Origin of the sequence: Psychrobacter sp. AOP22-C1-C5, from assembly GCF_052378885.1 — a bacterium.
GTDB lineage: Bacteria > Pseudomonadota > Gammaproteobacteria > Pseudomonadales > Moraxellaceae > Psychrobacter.
On sequence record NZ_JBQSYC010000005.1, the window covers coordinates 117,053 to 139,425 of the forward strand.

The 22,373-nt window shown below is 41.8% G+C and carries 18 protein-coding genes; 8 read left to right on the forward strand and 10 right to left on the reverse strand.

The window, feature by feature from the left end:
- Window positions 1-70 precede the first annotated feature (70 nt).
- From ccoG to ccoN, 5 genes are all read right to left on the reverse strand, one after another.
- Entirely contained in the window at window positions 71-1,480 is a 1,410-nt protein-coding gene (gene ccoG / locus ACT3TH_RS08760; RefSeq protein WP_444755466.1) for a cytochrome c oxidase accessory protein CcoG, read from the reverse strand.
- Between the two features lie 440 nt (window positions 1,481-1,920).
- Window positions 1,921-3,138 (reverse strand): cytochrome-c oxidase, cbb3-type subunit III, encoded by a 1,218-nt coding sequence (gene ccoP / locus ACT3TH_RS08765; RefSeq protein ID WP_444755467.1) that lies wholly within the window; start codon window positions 3,136-3,138, stop codon window positions 1,921-1,923.
- Entirely contained in the window at window positions 3,135-3,317 is a 183-nt protein-coding gene (locus ACT3TH_RS08770; RefSeq protein ID WP_444755468.1) for a cbb3-type cytochrome oxidase subunit 3, read from the reverse strand. The genes ccoP and ACT3TH_RS08770 overlap by 4 nt, the downstream gene beginning before the upstream one ends.
- On the reverse strand, window positions 3,317-3,955 hold the full coding sequence (gene ccoO / locus ACT3TH_RS08775) for a cytochrome-c oxidase, cbb3-type subunit II (protein WP_444755469.1): 639 nt from the start codon (window positions 3,953-3,955) through the stop codon (window positions 3,317-3,319). The genes ACT3TH_RS08770 and ccoO overlap by 1 nt, the downstream gene beginning before the upstream one ends.
- A 9-nt stretch (window positions 3,956-3,964) precedes the next feature.
- The gene (ccoN, locus tag ACT3TH_RS08780; protein WP_444755470.1) at window positions 3,965-5,449 is read right to left on the reverse strand and encodes a cytochrome-c oxidase, cbb3-type subunit I; all 1,485 of its coding nucleotides are present in this window, start codon (window positions 5,447-5,449) and stop codon (window positions 3,965-3,967) included.
- Between the two features lie 839 nt (window positions 5,450-6,288).
- Between ccoN and ACT3TH_RS08785 the strand changes: the two genes are divergently transcribed.
- Window positions 6,289-6,678, forward strand: a complete 390-nt coding sequence (locus ACT3TH_RS08785; RefSeq protein WP_444755471.1) for an SCP2 sterol-binding domain-containing protein — start codon at window positions 6,289-6,291, stop codon at window positions 6,676-6,678.
- A gap of 130 nt (window positions 6,679-6,808) precedes the next feature.
- Here ACT3TH_RS08785 and ACT3TH_RS08790 read toward each other — a convergent pair whose 3' ends face one another.
- The gene (locus tag ACT3TH_RS08790; protein WP_444755472.1) at window positions 6,809-7,783 is read right to left on the reverse strand and encodes a hypothetical protein; all 975 of its coding nucleotides are present in this window, start codon (window positions 7,781-7,783) and stop codon (window positions 6,809-6,811) included.
- A gap of 452 nt (window positions 7,784-8,235) precedes the next feature.
- Here ACT3TH_RS08790 and ACT3TH_RS08795 point away from each other — a divergent pair, with 452 nt between their 5' ends.
- From ACT3TH_RS08795 to ACT3TH_RS08805, 3 genes are all read left to right on the forward strand, one after another.
- Entirely contained in the window at window positions 8,236-9,471 is a 1,236-nt protein-coding gene (locus ACT3TH_RS08795) for a lipoprotein-releasing ABC transporter permease subunit (RefSeq protein WP_444755473.1), read from the forward strand.
- Between the two features lie 126 nt (window positions 9,472-9,597).
- Window positions 9,598-10,278: a lipoprotein-releasing ABC transporter ATP-binding protein LolD gene (gene lolD, locus ACT3TH_RS08800; RefSeq protein ID WP_444755474.1), complete on the forward strand. Its 681-nt coding sequence runs from the start codon at window positions 9,598-9,600 to the stop codon at window positions 10,276-10,278.
- Window positions 10,279-10,458: 180 nt separating this feature from the next.
- Window positions 10,459-10,767, forward strand: coding sequence for a hypothetical protein (locus ACT3TH_RS08805; protein ID WP_444755475.1), 309 nt, complete (start codon window positions 10,459-10,461; stop codon window positions 10,765-10,767).
- A gap of 177 nt (window positions 10,768-10,944) precedes the next feature.
- Here ACT3TH_RS08805 and ACT3TH_RS08810 read toward each other — a convergent pair whose 3' ends face one another.
- Window positions 10,945-11,520: a DUF2062 domain-containing protein gene (locus tag ACT3TH_RS08810; RefSeq protein WP_444755476.1), complete on the reverse strand. Its 576-nt coding sequence runs from the start codon at window positions 11,518-11,520 to the stop codon at window positions 10,945-10,947.
- 290 nt (window positions 11,521-11,810) lie between these two features.
- On the opposite strand from ACT3TH_RS08810, the gene ACT3TH_RS08815 reads away from it, so the two are divergent.
- The 4 genes from ACT3TH_RS08815 (at window position 11,811) to ACT3TH_RS08830 (ending at window position 17,944) form a co-directional block, all read left to right on the forward strand.
- Window positions 11,811-14,747 (forward strand): ComEC/Rec2 family competence protein, encoded by a 2,937-nt coding sequence (locus ACT3TH_RS08815; RefSeq protein ID WP_444755477.1) that lies wholly within the window; start codon window positions 11,811-11,813, stop codon window positions 14,745-14,747.
- A 213-nt stretch (window positions 14,748-14,960) separates the two neighbouring features.
- Window positions 14,961-16,016 carry a signal peptide peptidase SppA gene (gene sppA, locus ACT3TH_RS08820; protein ID WP_444755478.1) on the forward strand — a complete coding sequence of 352 codons (1,056 nt, stop codon included), beginning with the start codon at window positions 14,961-14,963 and terminating at the stop codon, window positions 16,014-16,016.
- A gap of 186 nt (window positions 16,017-16,202) precedes the next feature.
- Window positions 16,203-17,093, forward strand: a complete 891-nt coding sequence (locus ACT3TH_RS08825; RefSeq protein WP_444755479.1) for an alpha/beta fold hydrolase — start codon at window positions 16,203-16,205, stop codon at window positions 17,091-17,093.
- Between the two features lie 65 nt (window positions 17,094-17,158).
- Window positions 17,159-17,944: a lysostaphin resistance A-like protein gene (locus tag ACT3TH_RS08830; protein ID WP_444755480.1), complete on the forward strand. Its 786-nt coding sequence runs from the start codon at window positions 17,159-17,161 to the stop codon at window positions 17,942-17,944.
- Window positions 17,945-17,994: 50 nt separating this feature from the next.
- Here the strand turns inward: ACT3TH_RS08830 and dusA are convergent, their stop codons facing one another.
- The 3 genes from dusA to ACT3TH_RS08845 form a co-directional block, all read right to left on the reverse strand.
- Window positions 17,995-18,966 carry a tRNA dihydrouridine(20/20a) synthase DusA gene (gene dusA, locus ACT3TH_RS08835; RefSeq protein ID WP_444755481.1) on the reverse strand — a complete coding sequence of 324 codons (972 nt, stop codon included), beginning with the start codon at window positions 18,964-18,966 and terminating at the stop codon, window positions 17,995-17,997.
- A 153-nt stretch (window positions 18,967-19,119) separates the two neighbouring features.
- On the reverse strand, window positions 19,120-20,421 hold the full coding sequence (locus ACT3TH_RS08840; RefSeq protein ID WP_444755482.1) for an MFS transporter: 1,302 nt from the start codon (window positions 20,419-20,421) through the stop codon (window positions 19,120-19,122).
- A gap of 254 nt (window positions 20,422-20,675) precedes the next feature.
- The gene (locus tag ACT3TH_RS08845) at window positions 20,676-22,319 is read right to left on the reverse strand and encodes a phospholipase D family protein (protein ID WP_444755483.1); all 1,644 of its coding nucleotides are present in this window, start codon (window positions 22,317-22,319) and stop codon (window positions 20,676-20,678) included.
- Window positions 22,320-22,373: the final 54 nt, after the last annotated feature.

Here is a 22,373-nt window from a genome sequence, read left to right on the forward strand (position 1 = left end):
AAACTGTCACCTACTAGCGCTTGACTAATAGATGACGTATTAAAAATTAAATTGCTGATTTCTCAAGAAATTACTGACCTTGGGTAGTAAAAACATTTTGTTTACTGACCTTGTACTGACCATCTTCACTAGTCACATTTAAGGTTACAGGGGTTTGGCCAAACTCAATAACATCAGGGTCGCCATAAATACTGACTGACATATTGAAGCTTTCTCCCGCTTCTAATGGCACATCATTAAAGCGTAACTCTAAGCTTAGACCATCTTGCGGTGCAAGCGTTATCTTATAGTTATGAGCATCCTGTGTTTTATTGGTCAGTTTGATAATATAGCTATTTTCAATCATGCCCTGAGTGTTGACAGACGACAATTGATTTCGGTCACGACGAATATCGAGCTCTAATGGAACGCGATCCGTCAGTGCATATACAATGCCCCCACATAATAGCGTTAATAATGCCAGATAGGCAAATAGACGTGGACGCAGGATGCGACTTGGTTCTTTTTCGGCCAATTGGCGCTCTGTCGTATAACGAATAAGCCCGCGTGGATAGCCAACCTTGTCCATAATCTCATTACAAGCATCAATACAGGCAGCGCATTGGATACAGCCCACTTGTAAGCCATCTCGAATATCAATACCAGTTGGACAAACCTGAACACACATCTGACATTCGATACAGTCGCCTAGATCATCAGGATTTGTGCCTTTTTTACGTGCACCGCGAGGCTCACCGCGTTCATAATCGTAAGAGACAACCAAAGTATCCTTATCAAACATTACACTTTGGAAGCGGCCATAAGGACAGATTTGGATACACATTTGCTCACGCATATAACCTGCGTTGGCATAAGTTGCAAACGTAAAGATAAACATTGATACCCATACCCATGTTGGCCAGTCAGGGATTGGCATAAAGCCCATCATTTGCCAGCTCTGATACAAATAATCAGTGCCAGCCACGTAGCTTACAAAGGTTGCCGCAGTAATCACTGAGAAGACAAACCAAATAAAATATACCAAAGAACGTTTAAAAACCTTCTTCGCAGTCAACGGTTCTTTGTCAAACTTAATCCGTTTGTTGCGATCGCCGATTACCCATTTTTCGACATATTGATACAGATGCGTCCAAATCGTTTGTGGACAAGCATAGCCACACCATACGCGACCTGCATAAACGGTCACCATAAACAAAGCGAAGGCTGCGATAATGGCAAATGCGGCAATAAAATAAAAGTCTTGGGTCAAAAAAGTCATGCCAAAAATATAGTAATGCTGTGAGGGAACATCAAACCATATTGCTTGCCTATCGTTATAACGTAACCATGGCAAAAGCAAAAAAGCAGCCAAAAGCGCATACATCGTGATGACACGAATGTTTTGATAAAACCCTGTGACAAACCTAGGGTGTACGCGATGTTTGGTCGCATCTAGATCGATTTGCTGTACAGGAATTTTATTGGATTGTTGAGCTGACATAAACGTGCCTCTTCTAAAAAAGAATCAGTTTGCTGGCATGATGAACAAACACCTGTGTGAATCAGATGTATGAATGTGCGATGTTATCAATGTCAGTAAGTAGCGGATAAAACTTTGATCAGAAAAATTTTATAGACCAGCTACCAAGTGATCGATTGCAAATAAATAGCTTAATAAAAATCAGTGATTACCCTTAAACCAGCAATTAATAAGCTGATGGTACATACGATTATTTTAACATTCTCCCTACTTTAAATGGGGTAATAATGATAAAAAGCAATCTTTGGGTAAGAATAACTGTCGATATAACAGTCATATTTTGCATACTGATTTATAGTAAATAGAGTCCAAATAAAGTTATATAAAAAAGGGAGGACTGTTACGACAGTCCTCCCTTTATTCAATCCTATCCATTTATACTAGAGCCTGACTTAAAAATATCAGTTAGCTGTCGCTGTATCAGTTGTTGCTGCTGGTTGAGAAGCTGTAGCAGCATTATTGCCAGTAGCAGTAGCAGTAGCAGTAGCAGTAGCAGTAGCAGTAGCAGTAGCAGTAGCAGTAGTAGCGCTAGTAGAAGTAACAGGTTGAGCGGTCTTATCTGATAGTGAATAAACATAAGCAGCAAGAAGCATAATACGCTCGTTACCTAGTTTAGTTTGCCATTCAGGCATAACACCTGCGCGTCCATAACGTAAAGTCTCACGAACAGTCTCGCGGTCTCCGCCATATAACCAGATATTGTCAGTTAAGTTTGGCGCGCCAGTTGAGTACATGCCTTTAGCATCTTTACCATGACAAAGTACACAGTTAGTAGGCTCGTTAAAGATTACCTTACCCTGAGCCACTTTTGTCTGATCAAGCTCATAACCTTCTTGGTTGCCAGATATGGCCAATACATACTCAGCTACCGCACGTACACCATCTTCACCGATCTGATCACGCCATGCTGCCATACCACCCACACGACCATTATGCAGCGTCGTCAAGATATTTTCAGGTGCACCGCCATATAACCAGTCATTATCAGTCAGATTAGGAAACCCAGGTGCGCCTTTAGCATTTGAGCCATGACATACCGAACAATTCTGCAAGAACAAACGGCTACCAACCTTTAAAGCATTTGGATTTTCAGACAGCTTTTCAACATACGGAGCAAGTTCTGCAACTTTGCCGTCAATTTGCGCCTGTAAGTCTGCTGGTGGGTTTTCGCTATGATTTCTTGCTGATTGAAGCTTAGTAAGTTCAGTCAAAGTAGCAGTAGCACCGCTGGCATCGGCTTGCGCTAGAATGTTTTTTTCAAAGTTATCAGTAAATACTTTGTTATTACTTTCTAAATCGCTAAACAGCTCGTTTTTAGACGTCCATGGTACAGTTTCGCCATCGACTTCTACCGTAGCAAGTCCTTCCCACTTCGCTGGAAACATAGCTGGAAAAAATACCCAATATGCAATACCCCAGATGATAGAGCCAAAAAATATTACTAACCACCACTTAGGTAGTGGCTTGTCATATTCTTTAATACCATCATAGGCGTGGCCTGTTGTACCGTCGTCTTCTAGTTCTGGCTTGTACTTCAATACCATTATTAAGATGCCGAGGATAAACGCCCAGCACGCAAAACTTATTAAGGTAATCCAAGAACTCCAAAAAAATGTCATCGTTTATCCTTATTGCGCTGCTCTTCAGACAAGGATTTGACATCCTCATCATCAAGCGCAAGTTGTGCATCTTCTTCGAAGCGTTTTTTGTTTTTTGGCGAATATGCCCACCATGCAATACCTATGAAGGCAATAAAGGCGGAAACGGTCGCGATTATTTGTAATTCACCAATGCCCATTAGCGCTGTCCTTCCATCGCGGTACCTAACTGCTGTAAATAGGCGACCAAAGCATCAAGCTCGGTGGCACCAAGAACGGCATCAGGCGCTCCTTCGATATCTTCTTCAGTATAAGGCACACCGAAGCGATCACGGAATAAACGCATTTTAGTTTGAATTTTTTCACCACTCAACTCATTAGTAGCTAGCCAAGGAAACCCTGGCATGACTGACTCAGGTACGAGTGAGCGTGGATCGATCAAATGCTGCTTTTGCCAATCTTCAGAGTAGCGTCCACCAACTCGTGCTAGATCCGGCCCAGTACGTTTTGAGCCCCATAAGAATGGGTGATCCCACGTAGATTCAGCAGCGCGAGAGTATGGTCCATAGCGTTCAACTTCAGCACGTAGCGGACGAATCATCTGAGTATGACAAACATGACACCCTTCACGAATGTAAATGTCACGACCTTCGAATTCTAGTGCGGTCCATGGCTCCATTGAGGGAAGGGGTGCGTTCACCCCACCTTCTTCAGGGCCCTTGTAATCATATATTAGTGGTACGATTTCGACTAGCGTTGCAAAGCTAATAGCAATAACGATACCGATGACCAACAAGCCCGTGTTTTTTTCAATAATCTCATGCGGTGTACCAGCCATGATCGCTCCTTATACGTTAGCAGCTGTCGAGGATTTATCGACACTAGGTTCATGATCAGTTGGATCTGCAACATCTACAGGTTTACCTTCCGGCATCTTGAGTGTTTTATAGCAGTTATATGCCATAACAAACATACCTGACACATAAAGCAATCCACCAAAAGCACGACCCATATATGGAAAATGTGAGAATTCAACAGTATCAACAAAACTGTATACCAAAGTACCATCAGGGTTGGTTGCAAGCCACATCATGCCTTGACCAATACCTGAAATCCACATAGATACGATATAGAAGATAGTACCCGCGGTCGCCAACCAAAAATGCGTTGTGATCAAGCTAATAGAGTACATTTTTGGCTTGTTATAAATACGTGGTAATAACACGTATAGCGAGCCAATCGTAATCATACCAACCCATCCAAGCGCACCTGAATGCACGTGACCGATGGTCCAATCTGTATTATGTGATAATGCGTTAACCGTTTTGATAGACATCATTGGGCCTTCAAACGTTGACATCGCATAAAACGATAATGCCACGATCATAAAGCGAATGATGGGATCGGTACGCAGCTTATCCCAGCTACCTGATAAAGTAAGGACACCATTGATCATACCGCCCCAAGATGGCGCGAATAGGATAATAGAGAACACCATTGCTAGCGACTGTGTCCAATCTGGCAATGCTGAATAATGCAAATGGTGACCACCAGCCCACATATAAGAAGCAATTAGTGCCCAAAAGTGAACGATAGATAGGCGGTATGAATAAATAGGACGACCAATCTGTACAGGGACAAAGTAATACATCATCCCAAGGAAAGCTGCCGTCAGATAAAAACCAACCGCATTATGACCGTACCACCATTGCACCATGGCATCAGTTGCACCACTAAATATTGAGTACGACTTAAATGCACTAACAGGAATTGCCATGCTGTTTACGATGTGCAATAGAGCAATCGTAATAATAAAGGCTGCAAAAAACCAGTTAGCCACATAAATATGTGAGGTTTTACGTTTGATGAGCGTACCAAAGAAAACAATGGCATAAGATATCCATACCAAAGCAATCAAGATATCAATCGGCCATTCAAGCTCAGCGTATTCTTTAGTCGAGGTCAAACCTAGAGGAAGCGTAATAACGGCTGATACAATAACCGCTTGCCAACCCCAAAAGGTAAACCAGGCAAGATAAGGGGCAAACAATCTTGTCTTACAGGTGCGCTGAACAATATAGTAGGACGTTGCGAACAGGGCAGAACCACCGAACGCAAAAATGACCGCATTGGTATGTAGCGGTCTTAAACGACTAAAGGTCAGCCATGGAATGTCAAAGTTAAGTGCTGGCCATACTAACTGTGAAGCAATGAACACCCCGATACTCATACCGACGATGCCCCAAACAACGGCCATTGTCGTAAAGAATCTTATGACAGTAATTTCGTACTCACGGTCCACTGGGGCGACTGCTGTGTTTTGTAAACTCATTGGATGATTCCTTTACAGCCCGAATTATCAACAGAATTAACTAACGCTCCGCGTCATCTGTATCATAAAAAATAATAACCAGATAATAATCGCGGTACATGCTGCTTTTTGACTTGCCTATCACTGTAACGCCTATTAACTACCGACTGAAATTGCCACTTCCTATTAATACGTAATAGAAAAAACAGCATTTGAGACACTTTGCGCTCATTGCTAGTCGATAGTAGGATTGTTAATAAATCGTTAGGGTAAATAAGAAGATGCGCCGTTTTTGAGCATCAAACATCTAATGAGGCTAAGTATTTATCTTAATTATTACTAAATTTGTACTAATGAAGATAGATACCAATATTCATAAAAACGTAATGCCATAGAAGTGTGCTAGCGGCGGCTGACAAAAAAACATGTTTGAGTAATGTTTAGTTAAAACTCCCGACTCTGTTTAAGGGTATTGTAACGCAATCTTAATGAAATATCATTAGGACTATGCGGCAAAATACAAACTCTTTAGTAAAAATCTTGGGAACCATTTATTATTGCTATGGTAACTGTCTATTTTATACCCAATTGTGTCACTATTCTAGAGGTATGTTTGACTCAAAAAAAGACACTATTCTTCAATTCTAGACACAAACTTAGCAAGAAATTTTGTAACAATGACAGTAAAAGCTGTATGAATGGGTTTTACTTATGATCAAGTCGACCCTTATAATGAGACTGAACTGGATTGATAATAGTGTTTTTTATCTTATTATTATCAGCTCTATTTTGTGATCATATATTCAGTCGGGCAAGGGCAAGACCTTTGGCCTCACATAATACTAATTAAGGACTATAACATGGCCGTATTTTTGACAAATGAATGGTTTGAGCAAGTTGAGCAGATGGGTAGTGAAGCGGGTGAGCTTAACTTACCTCCTGCACTTGCCAATATGATCGTTAATCTAAAAGTGTCTGACGCTGAGCAAGACATTGAAGCCAATTTTGCCAATGGTTTATTGCATCGCGGTTTAAATGATTCAGCAACAACGACTCTATTACTTGATCGCGATATCTTACAATCCATCATCACAGATTTTGATACCAATCAAATCATGGGTGCATTTATGAGTGGTAAGATTCGTGTTGAAGGCGATATGTCACAACTGATGGCAGTACAGACCGCTCGTCCAAGTACAGAGCAAAAAGAGCTGTACACTCGTATCAAATCAATGACAACGATGGCTTAATATTATATTTTTATTCATATTAAAAGATTATGGCGACCAGCAAAAAGCCCCTAATTTATATTAGGGGCTTTTTATTGCTTGATACGTTGAGTAATTGCTGGATTAAATAACCAAATGCTCTTCTATTTGATTAGCTGGCCTTTGATTGCTGTGTTGCGTCTTGCTGGTTTTCTTTATAGATTGCTGCTTGAAGCCATACATTTGCTTGCACGTAGTCATTCACATGAATAGATGCTGTTTCTGGCGTATTGAGCGCACCGATACGCATCACAAATGGATCAGCGTCTTGCTCGCGTAGTACCACCACGTCAAATAAAATGATGGATTTGCCATTGAACACAGTGTCCTGTTTGCCAAGTACCTGACCTTGGCACCATGCTTCGTCCTCTTGCCCTAACGTATCCCCAAATAAATAAGCACACATATGACCCAAGTTGATTTCTACTGGCGCCATTTGTGCATCTGTTTCAGGCTTCCATTCATTGATCTGCGCTTGTAGATCTTCTGGAATCTGCCCGTCGTTAGCGGCGACAATATCATTAAACGCGCGATGATAGCGGATCGACTCTTGGTCTTCTACCATGATCACTTCGTTTTGTTCACTAGGCTTAATCTCATGTGCCCAAGCGCTCAAGTTCACAAAATAAGACGTATCACGTTGATATAAATAGCGGTTGGTTGTATAAAGCTGATCAAAAGCATAGATAATACTACCGTCAGCTGTACGCAAACGTAATACAGCATCGTGTGAGTTGTCGTTGGCGATAATGCGCTCAATTTTACAATTTAAGCCATAAGGACTGTCAACACAAGGGTAGGCATTGATGAAACGCTCAGGCTTGCCGTCTTTCATCGCCAATACTTGATTGATATGACAAGGCTGATCTTCGGATAGCAATAAGCAGCTGTCTTGCGCGCTCACATTGCCATTTAGACCTTTAGGCATTGCTGCTTGTTCAATCATCTTCTGTAGCCATTCTGGCACGTCTTCACTCATGTCGTCGGTCAAGATACGCCAATGATCAGCATGACCCGCAGATTGCTCGTCGGTTAAAGTGATTTTGGTAGGGGTTTGGATATTTTTATATTGATAATTAATAGTCATGAAAATACTCAAAATTAAGTCAGCGTGAGGTTTGGACCCAAAACTGTCGTTGCTTATAAACCATACAGCATTTCGTAGTAAAGATTTATGATAGAGAGCAACTTTATCCTCAGTGTAGGGTTAACAAACAGCAATGAATGGTTAATGACAGTTGTCCTTAGCATACAATATATAGGTATTGACGCAAGTAATAGCAAGTCCCTCATGAAAAATAGTAACAAAAGCTGATTTATTATCAGAAAATACACCCATTTTTTACTAATCAACGCCACATATCAGCCAAATTGTGTCAAACTAGCTCCTTTTTGACGGCTGTCTTTGGCTCGTCTTAAACCCTGTTTTTGTGTTCGATTTATATGTGAGTATGGCAAGTGCAAACGTATGATGCATTTGATGCTGCTCATTTTATAGCATATATAAAGTCGCACTTGGATAAGATAAAGAGTTTGAATATGTTTCGTCCTTTAGCGTTATTTATCGGCTTGCGATACACCCGAGCAGAGCGTAGTAATCGTTTTATCTCCTTTATTTCGCTCATCTCGATGATTGGTTTGACTCTTGGAGTTGCCGTATTGATTACGGTGTTGTCGGTCATGAATGGCTTTGATCGTGAACTCAAAACTCGGATTTTGGGTATGGTGCCGCAAGCAACTGTGGTCTCAACTGAAATCATCGGTGATTGGAAGCAATTGGCTGATAAGATTAAAGAAGACCCAGAAGTGGCAGCCGTCGCACCTTTCATTCAGTTACAAGGCATGCTGACCTCGAACGGTCAAGTCGCTGGGATTATGGTCACAGGTATTGATCCTGAATACGAAAAAAAGGTATCAATCATCAACGACCACATGATTGAAGGCAGTATTGACACCTTACAAAATGGTGATTTTAGTATCGTGTTAGGTGAAGAGATGGTGCAGTCATTGGGGCTACGTCTTGGCGATAAAGTCACTTTAGTATTGCCAGAGGCGTCGCCCTCACCAGCAGGCGTGATACCGCGTTTTAAGCGTTTTACCTTGACTGGTATTTATACCATTAGTCCAGAAGTCGATAGTCTTATGGCTTTCATCCCTATGAATGATGCGGCAAAACTGCTACGTCTTCCGGATGGAGCACAGGGCGTACGTATGAAGCTTAATGATATCTTCAGTGCCCCTATGGCAGCAGAAAAAGCAGCAGCAATAGCACCTGAGCAGTTATACCCTAATAATTGGACACAGACCCACGGCAATCTATTTGGTGCAATTCAGATGGAAAAAGCCATGGTGGGGTTATTACTTTTCCTCATTATTTTGGTTGCAGCCTTTAATATTGTTTCTAGTTTGGTCATGCTCGTCACCGATAAAAAGGCAGATATTGCTATTTTAAAAACCTTTGGTGCATCTCCTCGTCTGATTACTCACGTCTTTATGGTGCAAGGTGTGGTTATCGGTGTTATCGGTACGATTGCTGGTACGATATTGGGAATTATATTTGCACTCACAGTGAGTGATATTTTAGGTTTTATTAACCAAGCCTTTGGTCTAAATCTATTCGATGCTTATTTTGTTAACTATTTGCCGTCGCAGCTGCGCTTGTTAGATGTTGTGTTGATTACAGGAGCGTCGTTTGTACTGAGCTTCTTGGCAACCATTTACCCAGCACGCAGAGCAGCCAGAATTCAGCCAGCGCAAACGCTACGTTATGAGTAAGTAAGTTTATAATTGACCTAAGCTTGCATCAGTGTGTTCATACTTTCATGCGAGCTTAGGTTTATAAGCGATTAATAAAATTCGATGAAGCATCAATCTTAGTATAAATAGAATAAAGGAAGTGTCATGTCTGCCATCTTAGAGGCAAAAGATATCAATAAGATATACGATGAAGGAGCGGTGAGTACGCAAGTATTGACTGGCCTTGATTTGAGCGTCAATGCTGGCGAGCGTATCGCTATTGTTGGCACCAGTGGTTCAGGCAAAAGCACATTGCTCCATCTACTAGGTGGCCTTGATACCCCAACAAGTGGCGAAGTCTGGCTGCATGGTCAGTTATTGAACAGTATGAATGAGACTGAACGCGGGGCAATGCGTAATAAGCATTTAGGCTTTATCTATCAGTTTCATCACCTATTGGCTGAATTTACTGCCATTGAAAACGTTGCCATGCCGTTGCTCATGCGTCCAAAGGTGTCGATATCAGAAGCACGTCAACAAGCAATTGATATTCTAGAGAGTGTTGGTCTTGAGCACCGTTTGGCGCATAGACCGGGTGAACTGTCGGGCGGTGAACGTCAGCGTGTGGCTATCGCTCGTGCGCTTGTCACCAAGCCATCGCTTATTTTGGCAGATGAGCCAACAGGTAACTTAGATTATGACAATGCACAAAGTGTGTTTGGGCTGCTAACAGAATTGCAGAATACCATGCAAACTGCCTTACTCATGGTGACACATGATCGCAATTTGGCCGCTCTTGCTGACCGTCAGCTTTTGCTACGTAATGGTCATTGGGAGCAGTATTAGTCCTCTTGCATAGTCCTATTAGACGAGCAAGTAACATTCATTTTCAAAGTAAAACTAGATTCGAGTCACATTAGGATTTATCGTAGTCTTAAAAGAAACCGATAAAATACATTATCATAAAAATAAGTGTGATAAGACTGTTTTCTAGTGACCTTGTCCACTGTTATGAGGAGAAATATCATGAACAAAGATGAAGATCCAATCGAAGCTTTTGGTAGTGCTGAAGAAGGCAATGAGCCCTTAAAACCTTATATGGATTCGACGCTATTTGATACGATCGACAAACAAGCGCAAGTAGAGATCTTGACACCTGTTTTTGATGCTATTACTTTGGCTGGCGTTGACTACAATCTAAGAGCTCAAGACAGTGCTACAGGCAAGCGCTATACGTTACTAAAAGACGATAAAGTACTTGAGGTTTTTGCAATGGATACAAACCTTGCTGACAATATTCAAGCAGTCATAGACAGCAGTAAAGAAATAGACTAACTGAGAATCAAAAGAATTCTTTTGATTCTCTCGAAATCATCAGGTTAGAGCGTCATCTATAAAAGTGTTAGACAATTTAAGACAAAAAATATAAAAGGCTATCGCTGATAAGTGATAGCTTTTAAATATGTATAAGCTAAGTTTGCTTGGTATGGGTTCTGGAATGATTAGATTTTACTAAGTTTCGGGCGGTTTATCAGAAGGGTCTTGTTGACGTTTTTGCCAGCTAATAACTGTTTTGTAACGCCAAACTGCTTTAAATGCCAGCCCGCACACAATACTAGTGATAATCGCTAAAAGCGTTAGTCCTATACAAAACGCAGTAAGCGATACGGCACCACGATAAGTGATGAAGGGGTTAGGACCATTTGATAATACCCACAAGCTAAAATCTGCAATCATACGACCAATGAGTCGTAGGCTTACCATCGGTACATCAAGAATCTTGGCACCCACATAGTAACTTGCATAAAAGATAGGTAGGGTAGTAAGTGGATTGGTAATCCAAGTCAAACCAAGGGCCATAGGAACATTGGCACGAAAGACCAGCGAACCGACTAAAGCCAGTAGCATCTGTCCTGGCAACGGGAAAAATGCGCTAAGCACACCAATATAGACCGCTTTATTTAGACTATGACGATTAAAGTGCCATAATCTTGGATCAGCCAAATGCGGTGCAAACAATTTTAAGGTGCGACTTTCTAAGATTTTTTCTGGTGTAGGAAGTAGGTCTTTGAGACGTTTATGGGGCACAGGATCGCCTTTAATCATTAACTACAGTCCGCTCAATCGTATCGATGGACTGGTATAAAGTAATGTTATGAATAGAAAATATATGTGAGAAGATATAGGATAATAAGGTCAGATTGTTATTATCGCAATATGTCTAATCAGTATAGGGTAATATAAATATAAATGCTATTACATGACGTATTAGTTGTTGCTGGTTTGAGTACCAGTCTGTATTCAGACGTATTTTTCCGATAATAAATGGTTGTCTTTAACTACATTGTCATATCTATATTATCGATCAAGGAGCGTGGGTGTATTGGTTGATTGGCAGTTTGGTTGTTATCGCTATGATGGGTGTTCTAGCAGTCGCAGATAGTGTTGCGATGGCGAACAATCCATTTTTGTTGGACATCATTAGCGCGCCTATTTTGTTTTTATCACTCATTATTTTTAGCATCATTCTAGTGCTCATTGCTCAGCTCAATATCTCTTCGACAAGCTCTCAAAACCTTTCTAATGGTCTGCCTTCTAGCTCTAAACCTCCCTTTCGTATTGTCGCTTATATCTTAGTTGCTATACTCGCAACTGGAGTCATTATTGGCAGTGCGTTGCAAGCGATGGTTAGTCATCAGAAAGCAAAAGCTGCCGAAATTACCGAACCCATGCGTGTACAAGCATTGGTAACCGTTGAGGGAATAAGCGATAGCGTTTATGACGCCACCACAGATAGTGGATACCGACAAGTTGCCACTATCAGCCACATTGCACCCTTGGTGTCTAGCTTAACGGAGCAAGAGTTAAATAGCCTTACCAACAGCTATTTAGCGGATAACAAAAATAGCTTAAGCATTAGATCTGCGCATGATACTAATGATAGCAATACCAGTACCAATAATAACAATGGCGGTCATGCCAAATATCGCGTATTACTCAATGCTTATCCAAAAAAGCCATTAAAATCTTCATTTGGCAAACCTGCCAATGATGATCAGTTGACACGCTTAAATCAATTGCATCCGGGTGATCAGCTGTTCATGAGTTTGACATTGGTCCCGCTTTCTACCTCTCAGCAAGCAACAGACAATCCATCAGGCTTTGATAGCTATCGGTGGCTACGAGGTCGTCATATCGATGGGGTGGCAAACATACTAGTGACCAGCACATCAACTGTTACCAATGCCAGTGAATCTCTACTAGCGCCTTCTGCTGATTCGTATTTTCAAGGTTTTCTCACACGTATCGATCAAGGTCGTTGGCAATTACGCCAGCATTTTTATAAGAATTGGACAGAGCAGACTACTGTAGAACAGCAAGCAAAAGCGGTCACTCTAAGTTTGTTGACAGGTGACCGCAGTTTAATTAACCGTGATACTAAAGATCTTTATCAACTGGCTGGTATCTCGCATTTACTCGCAATATCCGGTACTCATATTTTATTTTTAACGATCATGTTATCGGGTGCAGTTGTACTGGTTTTTGATCGACTATGTCCACTGGTTTATCGGTCAGTCCCGCGCTGGCAAGTACGCTGGTGGGTAATGGTTGGTGCGGCGTTTATCTATGCATTATTTACGGGGTTTGATGTACCAGCTGCACGTACCGCATGGATGTTATTGGCAGTAGGGTTGGTGCGTTTAACGTTACTGCCCATTAGTACGATACGTGTTTTGTTTGCCTTGGCAATACTGATGGCATGGCATGATCCTTATGTACTATGGCAAGCAGGTTATTGGTTGTCTTTTATCGCCGTGGCATTATTGCTCAAATACGACGATACGTCAGATAGGTATGTGCAACCTGATGCCACTCACGGGGCCAGCCCCGTAAATGTGTTTTTTAAGCGTATCTGGCTTATTGGTAAACGCCTATTCAAACTACAGTTTTGGTTATTTGTCACTTTATTACCCATCACGTTGCTTTTGTTTGGCAAAGCATCATTGTGGGGGCTCATCATAAATTTATTTGCGATAGGACTGTTCGGCTGGGTGATTGTACCGCTGAATTTGCTGGCAGGAATTTGTTATCTTGTCTCACCTTTTATAGCCGATGGTATTTGGTCGCTTGTTATTGCCATTGTAGCTAGATTGCATGAACTGATAACAGCACTCACATCACTACCTGCATTGTCAAAAGCATGGTTATATACTCCTGTGAATATGGCGATAGTGCTGATGGTATTACTGAGTATGTTGCCTTGGCTATTACCACGAGGGTTTATCAGTCGCTGGCTGGCACTGCCTCCTCTAACTTTGTTAATGATGACGGTATATGCGAATCAGCAATCTTTAGTAACGATGCCGACCTTATATGTTTTGCCAACTGGTGATCATCATGTGAGCGCCACCTTATTGCAGTATCCTATTGTCAATCATGAAGATGCTAGTAAAAACAAGAATGCAAAAAATGCCAGTTGGCTGTTTTTAGCTGACCACAGACCGACCACTGCACGAACGCTGCCCAGTAGTTTGACAGCAGACAAGTTGTCTATAACACTAGAGCAGCAATTGGGAAGTTTGTCTGTTGATAAGCTAGAAGGAATCTTAGTGCAAAGCAGTAGTATTGGGTTAACGACTACACCGATTACTGACAATAAGCGTACTACGTTTGGTGCTGACACCTCTGAGTTACTGCCAATGACAGTTGCACAGTTGCATGGGCGTCTGCCCATCAGTCAGTACTGGCAAGCAGGGCGCTCTGATCGTTGGCATGACTTGCAGCAGGCCTACAAAGTAGCCAGTCGCGCTAAAAATAAAGCGAATATCAATGCGCAACGCTGTGAGCAGGGAAAAACATGGCAGTTAGGGGAGCTATCCATACAAGCCATGACAGGTTGGAGCAAGATAAATGATGCCAGTGTGTGGGATTGTACCGTGGCTATTGATACAAGTTTGCCTATACGAGTACTGAAATATGATGCGTCTGATCCACTCAAATCGTCACCTGTTGATGCTCAAGTATTGATGTCAAAGAATCAATCAATTGCTCATCAAGCGCACAATGTGTCATCACGCATTATTCTAAATGCTGATACCCATCCACGCGTCTGGCAAATGTGGTCATTGCTGTGTGCTACTGAGTTGTCTAACAATGAAACACTATTTAATCACACGACATGGCTTGGTCACAGTGCTTCGCACATAACAGCTGATATAGTAAGTCAGCAAGGTATAGAGGAAGTCATTACCTATGATGATAAAGGGTTAGAGGCGGTATTATCTCTAAGCGCAAAGGTTGAGACTAAACCTTAAAAATAGTGCTTATATAGAGAGCGTTACAATATCGTGATATTTCACAGTTATACTATTGAACCATGAATGAAATACCACCATACTTAGCAACCTATTAATATAGATGATTATGACAGCTCAAAAATAGCTAACGTGAGAATCAGCTTCTCATGCTAAGTATTTTTTATGTCATATTTTTTGTTGTTTTAGATTGTTTCTGACTTAGGAAGTTATATGCCCAATTGGCCACCAGACCCTAACAAACGTCCTGATAATTCGCCAAACCAGCCAGTGTCAATGCAGCAGCCAAATCCGCCGAGTGGACAAGAATGGCGCGTGCTAGAAAACACTTTATTGGCTAGTGTGGTAGAGCAGCGCCGCGCTCGCCGCTGGAGTATCTTCTTTAAACTGCTGACCTTTGGTTATCTCTTGCTATTGTTTTTGATACTTGGTCGCGGTTGTACCAGTAAAGCGCCAGCTGGGTTGGATGGAGTCGATACCAGTAAACCACATTTGGCTGTGGTTGAATTACAAGGCGTCATCAGTAGCGGCGATGTGGCCAATGCGTACGATGTTAATGAAGCATTGACTCGTGCTTTTGAAAACAGCAATTCAACAGCAGTGGCCTTAGAAATCAACTCGCCTGGTGGTTCACCTGTGCAGTCTGATGAAATTTGGCAGAACATGATGGATTTGCGTCAAGAATACCCAGACAAAAAGCTTTATGCAGTGATTGGTGATATTGGTGCTTCAGGCGCTTACTATATTGCGTCAGCAGCCGATGAGATTTATGTAAACCCGTCAAGTTTGGTCGGCTCTATTGGTGTCATTATGCCAAGTTATAATATTGAAGGCTTGATGGATAAGGTAGGTGTAGAAGACCGTACCATCACTGCTGGCGAATATAAAGACATCTTGAGTTTGTCGCGTCCATTGACTGAATATGAAGAAAACCATGTCGAAAAAGTATTGGCCAATACGCACCAGCATTTCATAAACGCCGTTAAACAAGGCCGAGGTGATCGTCTGAAAAATCCTGAACAAAATAAGCTGTTCTCAGGGTTGTTTTGGACAGGAGAACAATCCATTGCGTTAGGTTTGGCAGACAAGAAGGGTAGCATTGCCAGCCTAGAGAAGCAGCTAAACGTTGATGATGTGGTGAACTATAGCCCAACCGATCCGTTCCAGATGTTTATGGATCGTTTCGCCATCAAACTGGGTGCAGGGATTGGTTCTAGTGTCAGTCTTGACGTATTACCAAAAGAAAGTGGTAACGCGCAAATGCGTTAAGCGTTTTATATTTAAAGTTTACTGTGTATGATTACTAAGGCTGAGCATATTATTATGTTCAGCCTTAATTGTAAGTGATGACTAAAAGCATTTGATAACTTGTCAAACGCTTGTGTTAAGAACGACACGAGTGCCAATCACGGTAAAATACATAACTTATTCATAATGATCTAATGCGAGCCTATTATGAGCGATGAAATCAATTTGCAAACCTTTGCTGCTCTGCCTGTATCTAAAATAACAAACAAGCCTGTGATTCATTTTGCCCATGCCAATGGAATGCCAAGCCCAGTTTATGAACCATTTTTTGAAAATTTGGCAAAATATTTTACAATTGAATACATTGTAATGTTGGGCGCTACGCCTGATTATCCAGTAGATGATCACTGGCGCAGTCTCACACGGCAGATTATCGATAGTGTAAGAAGTGTCTGTCAGAAGCATGGTATCACGCAAGTAATAGGCGTTGGTCATTCGCTTGGTGCTATGTGTACTTTGCAAGCGTTGTACCGAGCTCCCGAAATCTTTAGTCAAGCTGTGCTGATGGATCCGCCTTGGATTTATGGCAAAGTTAGTCTGCTTTGGCATTTAGCAAAGACAGCTGATAGGGTGCCATTTATGAATCATCGTCTGATGGATAAGCTGTCACCATCTGGTGTGTCTAAGCATCGCCGTGACGTCTGGAACAGCCGAGCAGAAGCTTATGAGCAGCTACGACACAAAAGCTTCTTCAAAAATTTTGATGAGCGCAGTTTTCAAGGGTATATTGATTTTGGATTACATGAGCGCGCGGATAGCAAAGTAACACTAGCCATTCCTAAAGCGACTGAGGTGGACGTATTTCGTACCAATCCCTCTTGGTATTGGCTCATACCGAATAAAAGCCCAAAGCCGCCTGTTACCTTGATCATCGGTGAAGACAGTCTGTTTTTAAAACGTCGCTTCCCCCAACAGGTCAAATCACGACTGGGCATTCCGTACCAGACCCATGCCGGTGGTCATATGTTCCCGCTCGAGCATCCAGAGTCGGTAGCAATACAGGTGTTGACACTGATTCAGCAGCAATTGCCAAAATAGTCCCTGACTAGTATTTATATTTATGTAGATACAGACTGATAAAAAATTATCTTGAGTAATGATTTATGCTAAAAAACGCGATTGGCTTACACAATGCTACTACTTTGCCTAAACATGCCCCTTTGTTTTCACGCTTAGGAGCATTTTTACTTACTATAGGCATTGTAATGGCGTTTTTTATCAGTCAATTGCTGGGTGTGTATGTCGCAGGCAAGTTAGTATTGCCGTCTACCAAAAACACGACAGTCGCTGATATATTCTTTTTTGGTGGTAACGATGGCACAGTGGTCAGCCTTTCTATCATTATTGGTTGTGTGCTGCTTGTAGCAATTAGTGTCTTAACCATTCAATTAAGAGGAGGCAATAGTCGTCAGTATCTGGCACTAAAGCTACCTTCTTTATCAATAAGTTTAAAAATGCTGGGTCTGCTACTGATATTTATGATTGGCAGTCAGGTATTGACGTATTTTCTCGATGAGACGCCATTAGAGTTCGTAGATCCGTTATACGAGTCTGTTAGCTCCGTATGGCTGCTGATTTTTGCGATGGTGATTGTTGCGCCATTATATGAGGAGCTGGTTTTTCGCGGCATATTGTGGTCTGCCATCTCTGAGCAGTTTGCAGCATCCTTTCTAAAGCATTACGGCGCAATCGTTGCAAGTGTTGTAACTAGCCTGATATTTGCGGTGATTCATGTACAGTATGGCATTTATGAAATCAGCACTATCGTGGTGTTGGCATTGTTATTTTGCTATGCCCGTATTCGATCAGGGTCTCTATTACTGCCGATGTTATTGCATATTGTCAATAATGGAGTAGCCATGGCACAATATCTTATCCAGACTGCCTAGATAAGATATCTGTGGGAAGTAGGGTTGGTGAATGACAGTGAGAACGTCAGCTAGGCATCAGGATTTAACATCAAAACATCATCTGCTGCTCGTTTAATGTCTTCAATCGTCAACTGAGGCTTGCCACTAAGGGCTTGACGCCACTTACGTGCCCCTGTCAATCCTTGAAACAGACCCAGATAATGGCGAGTCATTGTTGGTAACGCTTCACCTTTTGCGATTTGTGCTTCTAGGTATGGATATAGTTGCTCTAAAATCTCTGATCGCTTAGGTGCGGGCTCGCCCCACAAGCTGTTAGCTTCTGCCAGCAAATAAGGATTGTGATAAAACGCTCGTCCGATCATGACACCATCTACGTGCTGTAAATGTGCTTTGATATCTTCGATAGTCTCGATACCACCATTGATCTCGATATCAAGTGTTGGGAAGTCTTGTTTGAGGCGATAGACATCTTCGTAACGTAATGGCGGTATTTCGCGGTTTTGTTTGGGACTAAGACCTTGTAACCAAGCGGTCCGTGCATGGACAATAAAACGTGTGCAGCCCGCTGCGGCTACTGTTTGTACAAAATCTACCATAAACTCATAACTATCAAAATCATCAATACCAATACGATGTTTTACCGTCACAGGAATATCGACAGCCGCTTGCATGTGTTTGACTAAGCCTGCAACAGTAGCAGGCTCTGCCATGAGACACGCACCAATTTTATTGTGTTGAACACGGTCAGAGGGGCAGCCAACATTGATATTGACTTCATCATAACCATGTTGCTGAGCAAATTCTGCACATTGGGTCATTTCGGTTATATCCGCTCCGCCAAGTTGCAATACAATGGGATGCTCAAGCGTATCAAAGCGCAGATGGCGTGCACGATTGCCATGTATCAGCGCACCAGTACTAATCATCTCAGTATAAAGATAAGTATGCGGATTAAACAGCCGCGCAAAATATCTATAATCAGTTGTGGTCCAATCGATCATCGGCGCTACAGAGAGTCGTTTGTTGGTCATATCAACCATGGTTGTTAGGCCTTAATATTAGAATGTTTGAATCTTAACGTGAACGTGGTTTGGAAAAAAATAAGGGGCGTCAAATGAAAGCGCCCCTTATATTGAATCGATGTACGACATATTTGATGCTTAATTAATATAGGAGCACAGGTCAGCTACTCACTAAATAACGTGATCAATCTTTTTAAATTCGGGCAAATTATAAAAGTAAATGCCCATTATGATGCCAACAAAACCGATGAATGCAATATAGAGAGCTGGTGAGAAGCTCACATACAGAGTGGCATAGCCAAGCCCAAACGGCACCAATACCCCCACGATACCGTAGGCCATATTATAACAAAAAGCGATTCCAGTGAGTCGCACATTGGTTGGAAACAACTGTACGAGAATAGCGGGTATCATGCCAACAATGCCCGCACTAAAACCTAAAAGCGCATACATGATTAAAATGTAGTCGCCGCTTGATTGTAAATGATAAAAGAAGGCAAATATCTGGACGATTAGAAGGGTAGAACCGATCGCCAAAATCTTACCAAAGTTTTGATGGTTTGATATTATTCCATAAAACACACAACCAAAAATCATGAAAACGATACCCAGGCTGTGAGAGAACCCAAATAAATCTCTGTCTAGTGTAAAACGCAATTCAATCAAATCAGGCAGTAAAAGTATAACGACAGTCGTTATGCTAGAAATAATTGTCGTCAGCACCATACCGATAAATATTGAATGTTTGCAATGCTTAAGAATCAAGCTGAATGGTTTAATCACATAATCGCTTGGTTTTGAATTCTTCATTTCAATAAAAAATGGTGACTCATCTATCCAGCGCCATACTAATAAGGGCAAGAGACTTAAGACTGCCCCAATGAGAAATGGTAAGCGCCAACCGTAATCGGCCAACTGCTCAGGCGTCATGGTATTGGTCAGCCAAAGAAAAAAAGCGTTAGAGAATAATACACCTACATAAAAACTGGCAGTGACATAGCTACAGGCTACTGATAAATACTGGCGCGGAACATGCTCTGCGACAAAAACCCAAGCAAGTGGCGCATAAAGTCCAAAGGCAATACCTTGTATCAATCGCAATGTAATAAACAAAGCAGGCGCAATCAACCCCCATTCCGCGTACGTTGGTAGTAATGCCATCGCCAATAAGCTGGCTATTGTGACCAACATACTGATCAGTAGCACGGGTTTTCGACCCTTAATATCACCGTAACGCCCAAAAATAATGCCGCCAAGTGGACGCGCCAGATAACCAATGGCAAAGATTCCAAGTCCTTGAAGTCTTGCAACAGTAGGGTTGGCATTAGCAGGGAAAAAAGCGGCCACCACAATATCTGAAATATACAAATAAATCAGAAAATCGAAAAACGCAACTGCGCTGCTAAAACATATGAACAGTAAGGTATTTCTGTCTTTGGAGGACATTAAGGCATATTGAGAACGAGAAGGCATAGTAAGTTGCGCATCCACATATAGAAGTGCTCGTTAAGCCAATTATTGTCGAAATAACTGGCTATAATAAAAAACGACAAATCAGTACAAATAGCTAATGATTTGTCGAAAAAATAAAAATACTGAGCAAAAAAACCGTCAAAAAAAACAAGCACTCTAATGAAGAATGCATCCTTTAAAAGTGACTACTTTAAATACTCTGATGCCGGTTAAACATCAATAAATGCGCATTTTGAAAGTTTTGAGTGTAACTGCTATAGTAGCCAGTCAATAGGTAGCCATGACATGATAGTCAGCCAAACATGATCGCTTATATCAACGCGCGGCTCCGAGTCATAGACCACCTTTTTATCATCTTCCATGGTGTGCCATTGCAGTTTGCCATTGTCTGATATCTTGACTTCGTAAGCTTGGTTCAATAAATCATCACTAAGCGCACCATGCAACTGTTTTGCCAGTTGATCATCATTGATAATTACGCCCATTTCGGTGTTGATATTGGCAGAACGAGGGTCGACATTGTAGGAACCAATAAAGACCTGGTAATCATCAACCGCAAAAGTCTTGGCATGTAAGCTGGTCGAAGATTGACTGCGAGCTTTCCACAGCTTGTTTTCACGTTTTTCTTCAGAAGCCGTCGATTTTAGCTCATAGATTTTGACACCAGCACGAAGCAGAATAGGACGCCATTGGATATAACCAGAGTGGACAGCGGTCACATCAGTCGCATCAAATGAATTGGTCAAAATTTTGATGTCAATACCAGATTCAGCCAGTTGTACCAATGTATTGACCCCATTTTTGGTCGGTACAAAATACGAAGAGATAATGGTTAGCTGTTTGGTTGGACTGCCTAACAAAGTGCGCAGCTGATGTACCAAATTGGTTTCAGATGGGACGGTTTTAGTCAGTTTGCCAACATCATCACTCAAAAATTGCATGTCAGTCCAGCGAAACGGCACGCGCTTATTAATTAAATCCTTATCAATAGTGGATTCTTCTAGAGCCGCTTTGTAAACCGTCAAATCACTACTATCGGCACTTTTATCTTCTGGGCCAAGCTTGTCTAGCCCTTCTAAGAAGTCAGTCGTTGTATTTTCGTCTGCTGTGACCAAGGTTTCGATATCGAAGGATAAGGATGATGACCAGTAGCTCGCAAAACTGTTGTCAATGTCTGCGACGACTTTACCAATAAGTAGAACGTCCAAGTCTGCAAATTGACTGTTTTGGTCATTACTTAGATACTCATTGCCAATATTGCGTCCACCAATGATGGTGATTTGCTTATCAAAAGTCATGCTTTTATTATGCATGCGTCGATTAATACGTGGCAATCCTGTGACATAATTCAATGTTTGCAGCTTACGGTGAACCAAAGGATTGATGATACGTACCGCAATATTTGGGTGACTAGCAAAACGCAATAAATGCTGATCAAATTCGGCATTATTATTAAAATCATCCAATAATAAGCGCACAATCACCCCACGTTCAGCCGCTTTCCACAAATCTCTCAATAGTAGCTGACCGGCTTGATCGTTGTGCCAAATATAATATTGTGCATCAATATTGCGTGTGGCCATATCAGTTAAGATACTACGGGACGCAAAGGCATTGGCACCCGTCACGATAGGATGATAGCCTGACAATTCAGGGTGAATATCGTTCTGCTCGCTGATAGCGGCGACCAAATCGGTATTGTTGGTTGGCGCCGTTTCACTTTGTCCGACGTTTTGGCTGTCTTCAGGCTGATATAAGGCAGCCACGCGTTCTGTTAACGCTACGCTCTCGGGTAAATGCGGCTGCTTTGGTAAAATCTGACACCCACTAAGACCTAAGGTAAGTCCAAGTGCTAGGCTCAACGATAAGTTGCTAGGTTCTATACTGAACATCGACATAAATGAATGACCTTAGTGAGCCTTTATATAATGAATTAAGTTGTTAAAAACGCG